This window comes from Paenibacillus sp. LS-5 (assembly GCF_056121505.1).
Map to the genome: position 1 here is coordinate 64,938 of NZ_JBWAVA010000022.1, position 14,156 is coordinate 79,093.

Sequence of the window (14,156 nt, forward strand, 5' to 3'; positions counted from 1 at the left end):
ACTCGGAAGGTAAAAAATACTTATAATTATTTCACCGATCCAACCATGCCGGCTACAAATTGCTTCTGCATCAGGAAGAATACCAATGCCGTCGGAATCGTACCGATCACAATTGCAATCATAATCATCCCAAAGTCTGGAGCATAGCCTGAGCCTAGCGTGGAGATCAGAAGCGGCATGGTCTTCGTCTCAGGAGTCTGCAGTACAATCAGCGGCCAGAGGTAGTTATTCCAGCTCGACATGAAGGTAATGATGGCACCGGCTGCATAAGTGGTTTTCATCGTCGGCAGATAGATCCGCAGGAAGATCCCCAGCTCGCTGAGTCCGTCCATACGTCCCGCCTCCAGCAGCTCCTTAGGAAACATCTTCGTGCTCTGCCGGAAGAAGAAGATCAGAAATGCCGTGGTCACCGTAGGCAATATCACCGCCGTCATCGTGTCGATCCCCATCCAAGGGAAGACATTGGAGATCTGTCCGAACATCCGGTACAGCGGAACCATCAAGGCGGCAAACGGAATCATCATCGACAGTAGCAGGATGTTGAATACGATGTCCTTTGCACGGCTGCGGAACACCTCAAAGCCATAACCGGCGAGCGAGGCGATCAGGAGTGCCAGAATCGTAGTCGTGATCGAGATTTTCGCCGAGTTGATGAGTGACTGCTGCAGATCTGTAGTTTCCAGCAGATTACGGAAGTTCTCCAGCAGATAAGAGCCTGGCAACAGCCGCCCGCGGGTAACATCAACAGACCGGTTTGTAGAGCTTACCACCATCCACAGAAATGGGAAGATCGAAATGGCGGCAGCAATACTGAGAAGCAGGTATGTGAAAAACCGTTTACTTTTAGCCATTATTTATCACCTGCCACTTTGAACTGGATGAACGACAACACTGCAATCATAATCACAATGGAATAGGATACGGTAGCCGCATAACCAAAGTCTGCTGCATATTTGAAGGATAGATTATAAATATATTGGGAGATCGTCTGTGTAGCGTTACCGGGACCGCCCTTCGTAATATTCATAACCTCGTCGAACAGCTGCAAGGTTCCGATAGTGGATGTAATAGAGGTAAACAGGATGATCGGCTTCAGCAGCGGTACGGTAATGCCGAAAAACTGCCGCGTTGCGGAAGCCCCATCAATTCTGGCTGCCTCATAGATTGAACTGTCGATATTCTGCAGAGCAGACAGATAGAAGATCATATTGTAACCGGTCCACCGCCAGGTAATCGCGATAATAATTGTGATCTTGGCCCAGAACGGATCGGATATCCACTGAATTGGCGTGTTAATCAGATGAAGATTCATCAGGAAAGTATTGACCAGGCCGTCGCCGGCAAACAAATATTTGAACACTACCGAGTATGCAACGAGCGAAGTTACACAGGGCAGAAAGATCGCTGTCCGGAAAAAACCTTTGAATTTCAGCTTACTGTCGTTCAGCAGCACCGAGATAAACAGTGCCAGAACGATCATCAGCGGAACCTGAACCAGCAGGAAGATAAAGGTGTTTTTGACCGATGTAATAAACGTTTTGTCTGACAGCAATCTTGTATAATTATCAAACCCTGTAAAGGTAAGGTTGGTTCCTGTCCCTGTCTGGAACGATAATATCAAAGCCTGCAGCATCGGATAAAAGTAGAATACAAAGATTAGGATAACGGCCAGCAGGACAAAGGACCATCCGGTGAGCGCGCTTTTTCTGCGAATGCTTAGGTTTGCATGTTTCACTAAGGCCCAGCCTCCTTGAAAGTATAAGTGTCATTAAAAACCCCCGGACGCACTTTCTTCTCCTGAACGTTAGGAGCAGCAAGATACGCCCAAGGGTTAATGGTTTGAACCGTTTTAGCTATTTAATCTGTGATTCGGCCTGGGCCTGGGCATCACTCAGTACCTTGTCGATATCCTTGCCGTTCATGTAGTTTTGCATTTCCACGATCAGAATATCCTCAATAGCATAGGTGTTGACACCATAATTCACGCTTGGAATCTGCTCTGTCCATGAAGCAAAATCAGAGACAACCTTTTGTCCGCCAAAGAATTCATTGGCCTGGCTGTAAGCCTCTCCACTCGATGCTGCTTTGAGGGTACCAATTACACCAATGTCTTTAAGCAGTTTTTGATACAGATCTGCATTAGAGCCAAAGGTCTTAGCCATGAAGTCTGCAGCAGTTTCTTTGCCGTCGACATTCATCACGTACCACGAGCTGCCGCCAAGGTTGGAGGCATGAACCGATTTATTGTTTGTCAGCTTCGGAAGCGGAGCAATACCCCATTTGCCGGATTGGGAAGCCTCAGCAGTAATCGACGGTGTAATCCAGTTACCGGTTGGCACGGATGCTACTGCACCGCTGTTCAGGGCCGCCACGAATTGGCTCCAGTCCGCATGTACATTGGCTACATTGGCTTCAGTAAGCTCTTTGTAGGTTTCAAATGCTTCCTTCAAAGGTGCATTGCCGGCAATGTTCGGTGTTTTTCCGTCTTCTTTCAGGTACCAGGAGCCAGCAGACTGAATCATCACACGAATCAAGCCAAGGTCGTTCGGATCTAGCGTAATCAGAGACTTTCCGGTTTTCGCTTTCACAGCTTTACCGATTTCAATGTATTTCTTCCAGTCTATATCCTGCAGATCTGACAGCTTGTAGCCGGCCTGTTCCAGATAATCGGTTCTGAAATATAGACCGGTTACCCCGGAGTCAAACGGAATCCCGTATTGCTTGCCGTCAAGGCTGGTTGGACCGCTTTTGTAATCTGCAAAGTCAGAACCTTTAATATAGCTGCTGAGATCGAAGAAGGAATCCTTATAAGCTTGAAGGAAGCTCTGGGACCGGTAATCCTCAATCAGTACTATGTTCGGCAATCCCTTGGTTGTCCCCGAGTTCAGGCCGGTGTTCAGCTTTTGAATAATATCGCTTTGGGCATATTCGACAATATTGATTTTTACATCCGGGTTGGTTTTGGCATATTCAGCTTTTGCTGCTTCCAGAGCGGCAATGTTAAAGGCAGGGTCCCACGCCCAGATTGTAATTTCTTTGGCCTGCGCGGTCTTGCCTCCGGCATTCCCCTCTTTTCCAGTGTTCGCCGCGTTGTTCTTGGCATTGGAACCGCAGGCAGTTAACAGCAGCATACAAATCAGTAGTAAGGCAAAGCTCTTTTTCATTTGTTATCCTCCCTTTTTTTGTGTGCTTGAGTGAGTGAATGCGCCTTTCTGTAAGCGCTTCCTGATTACATAGATAATCTTATCATCCGTCTTGCAGGTTCCGTTAGAACTTACTTTGTGTGGATTGGTCATTCTATCGCCTGTTTGTAAGCGTTACCTATTGCTTCCTTTGTTCTTTTTTTGGATATTGGTATTAATTTTGTCCACGCAATAGCGGAAGACGAATTTTGACAGCAGTGCCTTCACCCGGACGGCTCTTGATCGTAATCCCGTATTCTTCGCCATACAGCAATACAAGGCGGTCATGCACATTCCTGATTCCAATTCCGGTGAACTGCTGGCGTTTGCCCTCTGGCTCGGATAAAGGAAGATCCTGCTCATCGATCTCCATACCGTCTCCATTGTCGATGATTTCACAGACCAGCGAGCCGGCATCCTGAGAAATTAGCACATGGATGTAGCCTTCGCTTTTCTTCGTAAAAGCATGAAAAAAAGCATTCTCAATAAACGGCTGAATAATCAGCTTCGGCACATGAAACTCCATGCAGTCCGGTGAGATAAAGAAATTGACCCGGATCCGTTCGCCGTACCGCACATGGTTAATAAAGACATACGACTTCAGATTCTCCAGTTCCTGGGTTATGGTGATACTCTCACTAACATTGCTCAGCGCATTTTGCAGCATCGATATCAGAGCATGAATCGTATGCACCGCCTTGTCTTTGCTGCCCTGCTGCACCAGGAAATTAACAGAAGCCAGCGTATTGTAGAGAAAATGCGGATTGATCTGATGCTGTAAGGCAGCGAGCTCTGCTTGACGCTGATCTTTTTGTGTCTGAACCAATCGGGCCACATAATCATTCAACTCATCAAGCATGTAGTTGTAAGTATGCCCAAGCTCCTGAAATTCAAAGCTTCCGGTTACGGTAATATAATTATGGAAATTCCGGTGTGTGATTTTGGACATCTGCCGGGTGAGCAGCGTTAAGGATCGGGTAAGTTTCCGGGAGATCAAAAAAACAATGATCAGCGCCACGATCACGATAGACGAGCAGATCAAGACGACCGCCTTCTTATCAACCATCTGGCCGAGGGCGGTTTGTTTATCAATCAAATTGACGATATAAAAATCGTAGGAAGACAAATAATCTGCAATCAGAATAGAGTCTGTCCCCCTGAAATCGACATTCATATATTCAAGCTTCTGGGCTTCAATATCCTTGGCGTATCCCAGCAAATCTTCAGCCTTCTGCCCCATGAGGTCACTGCGGTTACTGGAGACAATGACTCCATCCATGTTCAGTATTGCCACATCGTTCCCAGTGCTAACAAAGCTGGCGTAAAAGGGCCGGAAGTCCTTTTCATGAATCGTAAAATACAAGGTTCCGTAAATATCGCTTGTCGTCCGCTCCATGAGCGCTTTGCTGCCAACGATTACCCCGTCTTTCTGATTCGAACCTGGTCTGGACTCCTGGTAGAACTGGTACATCAGTCTTTTGGGTTCAGCCAGTGTGTTTCGCGTCAGTTCATGCTCCCGCAGCTCTGCATCGGTCATCAGCAAATTATTGGTATTCGTGGAATAGCTGCGTCCGTTTTCCCCCATGATTTTGATCCCGACCTGGTAGGTGTCCAGCGTGGACTGGATTTTTTTCATTTGGGTTGTCATGTTGTAGAAGGTTCGCAGCTCACGCACAGAGGTGGAGTCCTCATCCGTCAAAAAGCTCTTAATCGTTCCGCTCAGTTGTGCATTATTGGTAGCCGTGACGATGGAATAATGGAAGGTTTCAAAGTTAGCCTTAATCTGGTTCAGCACCTTCGAATTCGTAATACTGAAAGTCTCCATGAACAGCTTCTCCGACATGCGGACTGTCGTCCAGGATGCCGAAATCGCTACGGCGATGATGCTGATGACCATAACAATAAAGATTTTGATAAACAAACTGTGAAATTTATAACGCTCCCAGTACCTTCGCATATCTATTTACTCCTGCCCATAAAATTGACGTCTATAGCCGCTTGGGGATAATCCGGTGTATTTCTTGAATACTTTGCAAAAATAGCTGTGATCCCCATAGCCGACCATACTGCTGATCTCGGAAATAGGGGCCTCCCCCGCCCGCAGCAGCTCTGCCGCTTTATCCGTGCGGACCGTGTTGAGATGTTCCTTGAACCCTTCCTGGTTGTGCGCCGTGAACAGACTCGATAAATACGAGGGGTTGAAATGGAAATGGCGGGCGAGTTCCGTCAGACTCAGCGGCTCTGCATAATGCTCCTCAATAAATTCCAGCAGCTTCTTCATATTGGCGTGACTGCCGGAAGCGGGTGCAGCCGAGGAAGCCAGCTCCATGACCCGGTCCAAAAAACCATCCAGAATCCCGGCAGCCGCATCCGCGTAAGGAGCCTCGTCAATCGAGCGGAAAAGGTCATATTTCTCCTCCTCCAGCACCTTCAAGTGACTGAACTGATTGGTCACATTGAAGATGATATTTCCCAGAAAGGATTTGAACTGAAAGACATCATTCTCATAATACGAGCAGAGCTCAGCCACATGCTGGCGAAGATCCGCAAAACCCTCCTCCAGCTGCAGCCGCTTGAGCTGCTCGGTGAACTGGCTCAGATTGAACTTTGGAAGTTCTTCAGGGAGTGGAGGCAATTCATCAGGAATCAGCACCATCAGTCCGGGAAAATAAAACCTGTATTGTTTGAGTTTCACATAACTGTCCTGATACACAGCCGCCGCCTCATTCACCGCGCCAAAGGCCATGCTCAGACTTATGCGAAATGCTGGTTCATGTCCGGCCTGCTTCAAGGCAAGATCTTGGAGTACCTGAACGGTATCCTTCCACATCGAAGCTTCCAGATTGATCAGAAGAAGTACGGAATCCGGCTGTACTCCGGATATGGCAACAGGTACCAGACCCGGAACCCTCCGTTCCAGAGCTTCGCTAATCGCTGTGTAAGGAATGTGCTCTTGTGAAGACTCTCCCAAGAATCTGAATTGTCCATTCGGAAAATATTGCTCTAAAAAGACTGCGTCTTCTGCATTTAGCTCATAACCGGAGATTAATCTGCTTAGCAGGGATTCTGGGGAACGACGTTGATCTTTTGCCGCCTCGGCAGCCCCAAGTCCGGGAATCCGCTCCCTGGTCTTCTGGAGAACCTGCAGCAGTGCTCCTGCTTCCAGCCTCGGCTTCAGGATATAATCAGCTACCCCGTGCTGGAATGTGGAGCGCACATACTCAAATTCACTGAAGCTGCTCAGCACGATAACCTCCATGTCCGGGTAATCCCGCTTCACAATCCGCGTTAATTCTTCCCCATCCATAACGGGCATCACAATATCAGTGATCAGAATATGCGGCTTCAAGGTGGGGAGGGTATTTAGCGCTTCCTGCCCGTTAGAGGCTTCGCCTACAATCTGAAAGCCTTCCCGCTCCCAATCCAGCACATATTTGATCCCCTGGCGGACCAGAATTTCATCGTCTACAATCAGTACCCTGCATAGCTCATTCAAGTGAATCCCCGCCTTCTTTCGTTATGATAATGAATAGCCTGCCACATATGAAGGGATTATAGAGCGCTATCACGGATATGGTCAAAGGATAATTTTTCCTTGGTAAGCTAAGACATCGGGGTTTCAGCAACAAAAAGCAGTAACGGCAGGGGATTACGCAACCGTTATGAGAACACAAAAAAACCGGTGAATTCATCACCGGTATCAACATTCCTATTTGAGATACATATGTAAAATAAAACCCATTTTTCCTGCGTTAACTATAAAATTAATATAGCATGGAAATGTCAAGATAGCAAGCATTTTTATGGAAAATGAAGAGAATCCATAGTCTCCCCTTCCGGAGAAGTCAGACTGGATCAACAAACGTCCTAATTCCATTTTATCTCAGCCTATCGGTAATGTTATGATCTTCTGCACGAAGGAGGTGCGCTGGATGCAAATTGAAGTCAAAGATATCCGGAAATCATTCAAGGTGTACAAACGGCCCGAAGGAAAATGGGGTCTGCTGAAGGGGGCCTTTATGCGCAATGTGACCCAAGTAGAAGCTCTTGGGGGAATCAGCTTTGAGATTAATGAAGGGGAGCTGGTCGGGTATATCGGGCCTAACGGTGCCGGCAAATCCACCACAGTCAAGGTGATGAGCGGCATCCTTACACCGGACAGCGGTGAATGCACCATTATGGGCAAGGTTCCCTGGAAGAACCGCGTGGAGCATGTGTCCAGAATCGGCGTCGTGTTCGGGCAGCGCTCCCAGCTGTGGTGGGATGTGCCGGTAGCCGACTCTTTTGATGTGCTTAAGGATATCTACGCCATTCCTCCTGGAGACTACAAGACAAGACTTGCTGAATTAACGGCAACCCTTGGTGTGGAAGCGCTTGTAAAAACACCCGTCAGACAGCTTTCGCTTGGACAACGGATGCGTTGCGAGTTGGTGGCAGCGCTGCTGCACCGGCCGAGAATCCTCTTCCTGGATGAGCCTACCATCGGACTCGATGCGGTATCCAAGCTTGCACTCCGGAACTTTTTGAAGGAGGAAAACCGTAAGTACGGAGTGACCATGGTGCTGACCACGCACGATATGGATGACATTGAAGCACTCTGCGAACGGGTGATGGTCATTGGGCATGGACAACTGTTGTACGACGGACTACTGGGTGGCCTGCAAGAGAAATATGCTCCAGAAGTGATTATGAAGGTAAACACGGATGCCATGATCGCTGCGATGTATAATGACCTGTCGCTGGTATAAAAACTTTTAGGAGGTGTATGATGAATTTCCGGAATACCTGTAAGGCCTGTGTCTCCCTCTTCCGCATTCGTATGGCTGAAGGGCTGCAATACCGTGCTTCCGCAATATCAGGGGTGTTTGTCAGTGTCTTCTGGGCCTTCTTGGAGTGCGTACTGTTCACCGTATTTTATACATACAGCGACAACGGTGCCTGGAATAATAACGGCCTTTCTCTATCACAGACCATCTCCTACGTATGGCTGGCCCAAGGCCTGTTTGTGCTGCAATCAATGAACATTGACGGTGAGATTATGGCCAAAATCAACAACGGTGATGTCGGTGTGGAGTTATGCCGTCCGATGAATCTGTATACGCACTGGTTCGTCAAAAGCTCGGCAGGCAAGCTTGGAACCTCCTGGCTCCGCAGCCTCGCCACCATCCTGGCCGGGCTGCTGATGCCTGTCAGCTATGCGCTGGGGGCTCCTGCTTCCCCTCTTGGTTTTGTCTGTTTTCTTCTGTCAGTGGTGATGGCCTTTCTGTTGTGCTCCGCTTTTGCCATGTTAGTCACCTCCATTCGATTAAATATCACCTGGGGTGACGGGCCAACCTATATGTTATTACTGTTCAGCGGGATATTGTCGGGCACCTATCTTCCGCTCCGCCTCTGGCCTGACTTTATGCAGACTTTTCTGTATCTTCAGCCCTTTGGGGGATTCGCAGATATACCAGTCCGGCTGTATGTCGGCAGTCTCTCGCCACCAAGTGCCCTGCCTGCAATCGGTTTACAGTTTTTTTGGAGTGCCCTCTTTGTATTCATCGGACGGTCGATCATGACCCGCAAACTAAAAAGTATTATCGTGCAGGGAGGTTAACAGAAGGATGATTGCTGAAGGCAAAATCTATTTCAAATATTTGCGGATGCATTTGTTGTCGGGAATGGAATACAAAGGCTGGTGGCTAATGCTAATCCAGGTGTTTGTTGTGGTCGTCTCCGACCCCATCGCTACCGTGCTCCTCTTCTCACGCTTCGGCAACATCGGGGAATGGACGGTCGCCCATATTATACTGGTCTATTCCCTGGCTGTGGCTTCTTTTGGACTTGCGGAGAGCCTGTGCCGCGGCTTTGATTATTTCCCCTGGCAGATGCTGCGCTCCGGTGACTTTGACAGACTGCTGCTCCGTCCCCGTTCCCTGTTCGTTCAAGTCGCTGCATCCAGATTCCATCTGCACCGTCTGGTCCGTCCCGTTACGGGAATATGCGCGGCAGGCTGGGCACTCTCCGAGCTTGGTGTTTCACTTACCTTGGGGAAGATCGGCTTTCTGATTATGGCACTGGCAGGGGGGTGCATTATGTACTGCGGGGTGTTCGTCCTTACTTCAGGGCTCGCGTTCTTTACCATCAAAGGGCTGGACTGGATCTATATCCTGACCAATGCCAGCTATCAAATCACACGCTGTCCTGAGCCCTATATGCCGAGAGCACTAAAAAACATGTTCAGCTTTGTACTGCCCATGTTATTTATCAGCTTCTACCCTGCAGCCACGGTATGCGGCTGGAACTATCCGCAGTGGTTGGGCTACTTGGCCCTCCCTGCCGGTGCAGGGTTTCTGGGCTTCTCTCTGCTGGTCTGGCGCTTTGGGGTACGGCATTATAAGAGCACGGGCAGCTGATATTTTGAGAGTGTACTGTTGGAAGCCATAATCGCCCACCGCAGATTCATAGCAAATAAACTGGGTGAACAAACCGCAAGGAGTGCACTAATGCGAGCTAAGATGCTTGCGGTACCCTTCTACCTTTTCCTCCCGATAACCCATGGCTTCATAAAAAACATGCGCTTCCTTCCGCTTCTCGCCGGATACGAAAATGATGTAATAGCAGTCTTTTTCATGTGCGATGGTCTCCATGGCAGTCATAAGCTTCTTACCGAGGCCTTGACGCCGTGCCCGGGAAGAAACAACCACATTCTCAATCACCATGAACGGACGGCAATCGCCAATGAGATCCTGGCACACGATGCCCATCATTGAACCCAGCAGCTCCCCGTCCACATAAGCGCCTAATAATATGTACCGGTTATCGGCCTTGATCGACCGAAATGCAGCTTCCAGCTTTTGCGGATCTGTAGGACGGTCGATCAGCTCATGGTAAAGTTTGTTCAGTGCGTCCAAAGATTCGAATTCAATTTCTTTAATAGTGATCATATACAGGCACCCGCTTTCTAATGATTGATAAGACTATTCCTCTTCATACAACACGATATTCCTTAAGCACAGCCTCCACACGCTCTTCGACCGTCATATCCCCTTCCAATCTCAGCACGGGACATTGCAGCTGTGACATCCAGTCTTCATGAAGCACTCTGCTTCTAACTTCCGGCCCTGCTGTATCGTACAAAGACGCCCACTCCATAAAGGCTTGTACCTCTTGGAACATGCTTCCTCCAGGCAGACTCTCCGCACCATAGCGCTCAACTTCCCTGGCTCGTAGGCGTTCAAGCCGAACTTCCTGGGGAATCCACAGAAATATAACCAGATCAAAACGCGGGCGCAGAACGTCACCCCAACCACAGACTGCACCGGACAATATCCAAGGCTCCTGCTGATCGAGATCGCGCTGGATCTCAACCAGCCTTTCATTAATCTCCGTCTGTCTGGTATATTTATGCTCCCAGAAATAATCGTCGCTGTCCAAATGAACATGCGGCAGATGATCTGCCAAACTTCGTCCGAGTGTGCTGGTTCCAGAACCTGAAGCTCCCATGATATGAATTCTGCTGTACATATGCCCTCCTGTTCATGAACGGATTACAGCCCATTGTATATTTTGGGACAAAAAAGATACAGCGATACATCTCACTGTACCTTTTTCTGCTACAAATGTCCGGCCTCACTCCGAGATATCCGGTGGAATCCTCCGCGCCATACCCGTTGCAATGGCGGCCCGAATCACCGCATCACGTATCTCTTCAACCACTTTCTCGTTAAAAATACTCGGGATGATATATTGCTCATTCAGCTCATCCGGATGAACCACAGAAGCTATCGCCTGTGCTGCAGCCAGCTTCATCTCCAGATTGACTGTTTTGGCCCTGCAGTCCAGCGCCCCGCGGAAAATCCCGGGAAAACAAAGCACATTATTGATCTGATTGGGATAATCGCTTCTTCCGGTAGCCACTACCCTTGCGTAAGGCTCAGCCAGCTCCGGCTCAATCTCAGGGGTAGGGTTAGCCATAGCAAACACGATATTATCCTCCGCCATACTCTGAACATGCTCTACTTTCAGGATGCCACCGCTAGAGACGCCAATAAACACATCCGCCTCAGCAATAGCCTCCGTCAGTCCTCCAGTCAGCCCCTCAGGATTGGTTGCCCCGGCAAGCCAGCTCCACTCCGCATTGTCATAGCTCTGCCCCCTGTGCAGAATGCCTGCCCGGTCAACGGCATATATCTTCTGTGCACCCGCCGCCAGCAGCAGCCGGCAGATTGAAACACCCGCTGCCCCGATGCCCACAACGACAATCCGGCAATCCTCTACTCTTTTCCCAACGACTTTAAGTGCATTCAAAAGACCAGCCAAAGCTACAACCGCCGTCCCGTGCTGATCGTCATGAAATACCGGAATATCCAGTTCCGCAGACAACCTCCGTTCAATCTCAAAGCAGCGGGGAGAGCTGATATCCTCCAGGTTAATGCCCCCAAACCCGGCAGCAACCGCTTTCACAATTTGGATGATCTGCTCTGGGTCTTTGGTGTTCAGACATAGCGGAAAAGCATCGATATCTGCAAGCTGTTTAAATAACATGGCTTTGCCTTCCATCACAGGCATCGCCGCTTCCGGCCCGATATCGCCGAGACCCAGTACCGCAGTGCCGTCGGTGACGACAGCTACTGTATTTCTTTTCATCGTTAGTGAATAGGCTCTCCCCGGGTCCTCGGCTATCGCCATACAGACACGCGCCACACCAGGTGTGTAGACCAGTGACAGATCCTCACGGTTCTTGATCGGCATCTTCGGTGTGATCTCGATTTTGCCGCCAATGTGAGCCAGAAAGGTACGGTCCGATACATTAATGACCTTAATCCCCGGCATGTCTGCCAGTACCGTGATAACCTCGTCATTTGCGGCATCCTGCACATTTACCGTAATATCCCGTGTGGTTACATCCTTGCCTGCGCGAATCACGTCAATGGCCACAATATCGCCACCAACCGCAGCCAGCCTCGAAGCCACATCCCCAAAGGTCGCAACCGACTTGCGGATTTCCAGCCGGATGATCATCGTTGTTGCAATCGACATAGAGTCAGCCTCCTTGATCTGAGCAATCTATGTCCAATATACTACAGTTCACACTTTATACATAATTGTATCTTTTTATTCCAGCTCCATTTGCCCACATAGGCTCTCAGCCCTTCAACAGCTTGCTATCTGTTCTATTCCCAGAGCTAAGCACTTTCATAACCGCCGCATAACAGGATTCTTTGAACACGGCATGAAGCTCATCATTGTCGGTCATCAGCCACTGGATCAGACAGCCGTCGATGATTGCACGGATGACGGGGGCCGTTGTCTCCGGGGACAACTCCTTGGCAAAAATCCCTTCCGCCTGCCCCAGCACCAGCACCTCCGTACTTATCCGCGCACAGTTATCATAGAAACGCTGGTTAATCTCCCGGTAGACGGGAGTCCGGCTCGCCCGGGCCAGGAAATCGAGGTACACCCGGTAAAAGGAACGGTTCTTGGCAGGTCCCGGAAACGCGGAGTCAATGTAGGCCTGAAGTTTGCCGGTCGCTGTCTGCTGCTCCTGCACGGCTGCCAGCTCTTTAGCGGATATTTTACTTGTCAGCCATTCCAGCAGCTCTGCCAGCACAGCATCCTTATTGTCAAAATAATAATGCACGACCCCCTTGCTGACTTCAGCATGATCGGCAATCGTCTGCAAGGTCACAGAATCATACCCCAGCTCGGACAACGCCTGAAAGGCTGCGGACAGAATCTGTTTGCGTTTCTCTTCGGACTTCTTATAACGTACCATGGGACCCCCACCAATTCAGAAATAATGTACATTATATCATAGAGATTAAAAAGTTGACCGGTCAGAATAAATATTATATAACAGACTTACCCATTACTGCTCGTCTAAGGAGAGACCTACATGACAGAAACCTTTCAAGCTTTGGTTGTGGACAAAACAGACACGTTTTCAGTAGCGGTACAGCCGCTGACTTTGGAGAAATTGCCAGCGGGAGAAGTACTGATCCGCGTTGCTTATTCCAGTGTGAACTATAAAGATGGACTTGCGAGTATCCCTAACGGAAATATCGTCCGTAATTATCCTTTTATCCCTGGGGTCGATTTGTCGGGAACAGTTGTCTCCTCCGCTGACCCGCGCTTTCAGGAAGGGCAATCCGTCATTGCCACCGGATATGGGATCGGCGTATCCCATTACGGAGGCTTCAGCGAGTATGCGCGTATCCCGGCCGAATGGGTTATGCCTTTGCCGGAGGGGCTTACATTGCGGGAAGCAATGATCTACGGTACTGCCGGCTATACTGCCGCCATGTCTATTCTCGCGATTGAAGCACACGGTGCTGCACCGGATAAGGGTAAAGTACTGGTCACGGGTGCAACCGGAGGTGTTGGCGGAGCGGCTGTTGCGATGCTGGCCAAGAAAGGCTACCAGGTTACAGCAAGTACCGGCAAAACAGATGCAGCTGAATATTTACAGACTCTGGGTGCTTCTGAAGTCATCTCCCGTGAGGAGGTCAGCGCCGGTTCAGGTAAACCGCTGGACAAGCAGTTGTGGCAGGCAGCTGTTGATGCCGTCGGTGGTGCTCCACTAGCAGCCGTACTCAGCAAAATCGCCTACGGCGGTTCTGTTGCGGCCAGTGGACTAACCGCAGGAACTGCGGTTCCGACGACAGTTCTGCCTTTTATCTTGCGGGGTGTCAGCTTACTTGGAATTGATTCGGTCGCTTGTCCGCTGGAGCAGCGCATTCAGATTTGGGATCGGATGGGGTCCGATCTGAAGCCTGAACGACTGGATGCGCTTGTGGACCGTGAGGTCACCTTAGCCGAGCTGCCTGCTGCACTGGAAGATATCCTACAATCCAACACCAGAGGCCGCGTATTGGTCCGTTTGTCTTAAACAGTGAAGCCACCGCAGGGAGTACGGACTGACCCCATAAAGTGAGACAAATCAAAACACCTTCAAGAGAATGAAACTCTGTCGTAAGATAGGGAGATATC

The 14,156-nt window shown here is 49.4% G+C and carries 13 protein-coding genes; 4 read left to right on the forward strand and 9 right to left on the reverse strand.

Going from position 1 to position 14,156, the window contains the following annotated elements:
• Positions 1-26 precede the first annotated feature (26 nt).
• The 5 genes from AC0MA3_RS23745 to AC0MA3_RS23765 form a co-directional block, all read right to left on the reverse strand.
• On the reverse strand, positions 27-851 hold the full coding sequence (locus AC0MA3_RS23745; protein WP_379153486.1) for a carbohydrate ABC transporter permease: 825 nt from the start codon (positions 849-851) through the stop codon (positions 27-29).
• Positions 851-1,735: a carbohydrate ABC transporter permease gene (locus tag AC0MA3_RS23750; protein WP_379153488.1), complete on the reverse strand. Its 885-nt coding sequence runs from the start codon at positions 1,733-1,735 to the stop codon at positions 851-853. The genes AC0MA3_RS23745 and AC0MA3_RS23750 overlap by 1 nt, the downstream gene beginning before the upstream one ends.
• Positions 1,736-1,853: 118 nt before the next feature.
• Entirely contained in the window at positions 1,854-3,164 is a 1,311-nt protein-coding gene (locus AC0MA3_RS23755; protein WP_474658058.1) for an ABC transporter substrate-binding protein, read from the reverse strand.
• 193 nt (positions 3,165-3,357) lie between these two features.
• The gene (locus AC0MA3_RS23760) at positions 3,358-5,139 is read right to left on the reverse strand and encodes a cache domain-containing sensor histidine kinase (RefSeq protein ID WP_474658059.1); all 1,782 of its coding nucleotides are present in this window, start codon (positions 5,137-5,139) and stop codon (positions 3,358-3,360) included.
• A gap of 6 nt (positions 5,140-5,145) precedes the next feature.
• Positions 5,146-6,678 (reverse strand): response regulator, encoded by a 1,533-nt coding sequence (locus AC0MA3_RS23765; RefSeq protein WP_474658060.1) that lies wholly within the window; start codon positions 6,676-6,678, stop codon positions 5,146-5,148.
• A 436-nt stretch (positions 6,679-7,114) separates the two neighbouring features.
• Here AC0MA3_RS23765 and AC0MA3_RS23770 point away from each other — a divergent pair, with 436 nt between their 5' ends.
• The 3 genes from AC0MA3_RS23770 to AC0MA3_RS23780 are packed head-to-tail and all read left to right on the forward strand — an operon-like array spanning position 7,115 to position 9,580.
• A complete protein-coding gene (locus tag AC0MA3_RS23770; RefSeq protein WP_379153496.1) occupies positions 7,115-7,930 on the forward strand; it encodes an ABC transporter ATP-binding protein in 816 nt (271 codons plus the stop codon).
• A gap of 20 nt (positions 7,931-7,950) precedes the next feature.
• The gene (locus tag AC0MA3_RS23775; RefSeq protein WP_474658061.1) at positions 7,951-8,781 is read left to right on the forward strand and encodes an ABC transporter permease; all 831 of its coding nucleotides are present in this window, start codon (positions 7,951-7,953) and stop codon (positions 8,779-8,781) included.
• 7 nt (positions 8,782-8,788) lie between these two features.
• Positions 8,789-9,580 (forward strand): ABC transporter permease, encoded by a 792-nt coding sequence (locus AC0MA3_RS23780; RefSeq protein ID WP_474658062.1) that lies wholly within the window; start codon positions 8,789-8,791, stop codon positions 9,578-9,580.
• A gap of 87 nt (positions 9,581-9,667) precedes the next feature.
• On the opposite strand, the gene AC0MA3_RS23785 is transcribed toward AC0MA3_RS23780, so the two are convergent.
• From AC0MA3_RS23785 to AC0MA3_RS23800, 4 genes are all read right to left on the reverse strand, one after another.
• On the reverse strand, positions 9,668-10,111 hold the full coding sequence (locus tag AC0MA3_RS23785) for a GNAT family N-acetyltransferase (protein WP_379153502.1): 444 nt from the start codon (positions 10,109-10,111) through the stop codon (positions 9,668-9,670).
• A 43-nt stretch (positions 10,112-10,154) separates the two neighbouring features.
• Positions 10,155-10,691 carry an AAA family ATPase gene (locus AC0MA3_RS23790; protein ID WP_474658063.1) on the reverse strand — a complete coding sequence of 179 codons (537 nt, stop codon included), beginning with the start codon at positions 10,689-10,691 and terminating at the stop codon, positions 10,155-10,157.
• Between the two features lie 105 nt (positions 10,692-10,796).
• A complete protein-coding gene (locus tag AC0MA3_RS23795; RefSeq protein ID WP_379153506.1) occupies positions 10,797-12,206 on the reverse strand; it encodes an NAD-dependent malic enzyme in 1,410 nt (469 codons plus the stop codon).
• 106 nt (positions 12,207-12,312) lie between these two features.
• On the reverse strand, positions 12,313-12,942 hold the full coding sequence (locus tag AC0MA3_RS23800; RefSeq protein ID WP_474658064.1) for a TetR/AcrR family transcriptional regulator: 630 nt from the start codon (positions 12,940-12,942) through the stop codon (positions 12,313-12,315).
• Between the two features lie 120 nt (positions 12,943-13,062).
• Between AC0MA3_RS23800 and AC0MA3_RS23805 the strand changes: the two genes are divergently transcribed.
• Positions 13,063-14,055 carry an acrylyl-CoA reductase family protein gene (locus AC0MA3_RS23805; RefSeq protein WP_379153510.1) on the forward strand — a complete coding sequence of 331 codons (993 nt, stop codon included), beginning with the start codon at positions 13,063-13,065 and terminating at the stop codon, positions 14,053-14,055.
• Positions 14,056-14,156 lie beyond the last annotated feature (101 nt).

Excerpts from the sequence above, each read along its gene's own strand:
- AC0MA3_RS23745 (WP_379153486.1), bottom strand. The coding sequence starts at position 851 with ATGGCTAAAAGTAAACGGTTTTTCACATACCTGCTTCTCAGTATTGCT.
- AC0MA3_RS23755 (WP_474658058.1), bottom strand. The coding sequence starts at position 3,164 with ATGAAAAAGAGCTTTGCCTTACTACTGATTTGTATGCTGCTGTTAACT.
- AC0MA3_RS23760 (WP_474658059.1), bottom strand. The coding sequence starts at position 5,139 with ATGCGAAGGTACTGGGAGCGTTATAAATTTCACAGTTTGTTTATCAAA.
- AC0MA3_RS23770 (WP_379153496.1), top strand. The coding sequence starts at position 7,115 with ATGCAAATTGAAGTCAAAGATATCCGGAAATCATTCAAGGTGTACAAA.
- AC0MA3_RS23775 (WP_474658061.1), top strand. The coding sequence starts at position 7,951 with ATGAATTTCCGGAATACCTGTAAGGCCTGTGTCTCCCTCTTCCGCATT.
- AC0MA3_RS23780 (WP_474658062.1), top strand. The coding sequence starts at position 8,789 with ATGATTGCTGAAGGCAAAATCTATTTCAAATATTTGCGGATGCATTTG.
- AC0MA3_RS23785 (WP_379153502.1), bottom strand. The coding sequence starts at position 10,111 with ATGATCACTATTAAAGAAATTGAATTCGAATCTTTGGACGCACTGAAC.
- AC0MA3_RS23790 (WP_474658063.1), bottom strand. The coding sequence starts at position 10,691 with ATGTACAGCAGAATTCATATCATGGGAGCTTCAGGTTCTGGAACCAGC.
- AC0MA3_RS23795 (WP_379153506.1), bottom strand. The coding sequence starts at position 12,206 with ATGTCGATTGCAACAACGATGATCATCCGGCTGGAAATCCGCAAGTCG.
- AC0MA3_RS23800 (WP_474658064.1), bottom strand. The coding sequence starts at position 12,942 with ATGGTACGTTATAAGAAGTCCGAAGAGAAACGCAAACAGATTCTGTCC.
- AC0MA3_RS23805 (WP_379153510.1), top strand. The coding sequence starts at position 13,063 with ATGACAGAAACCTTTCAAGCTTTGGTTGTGGACAAAACAGACACGTTT.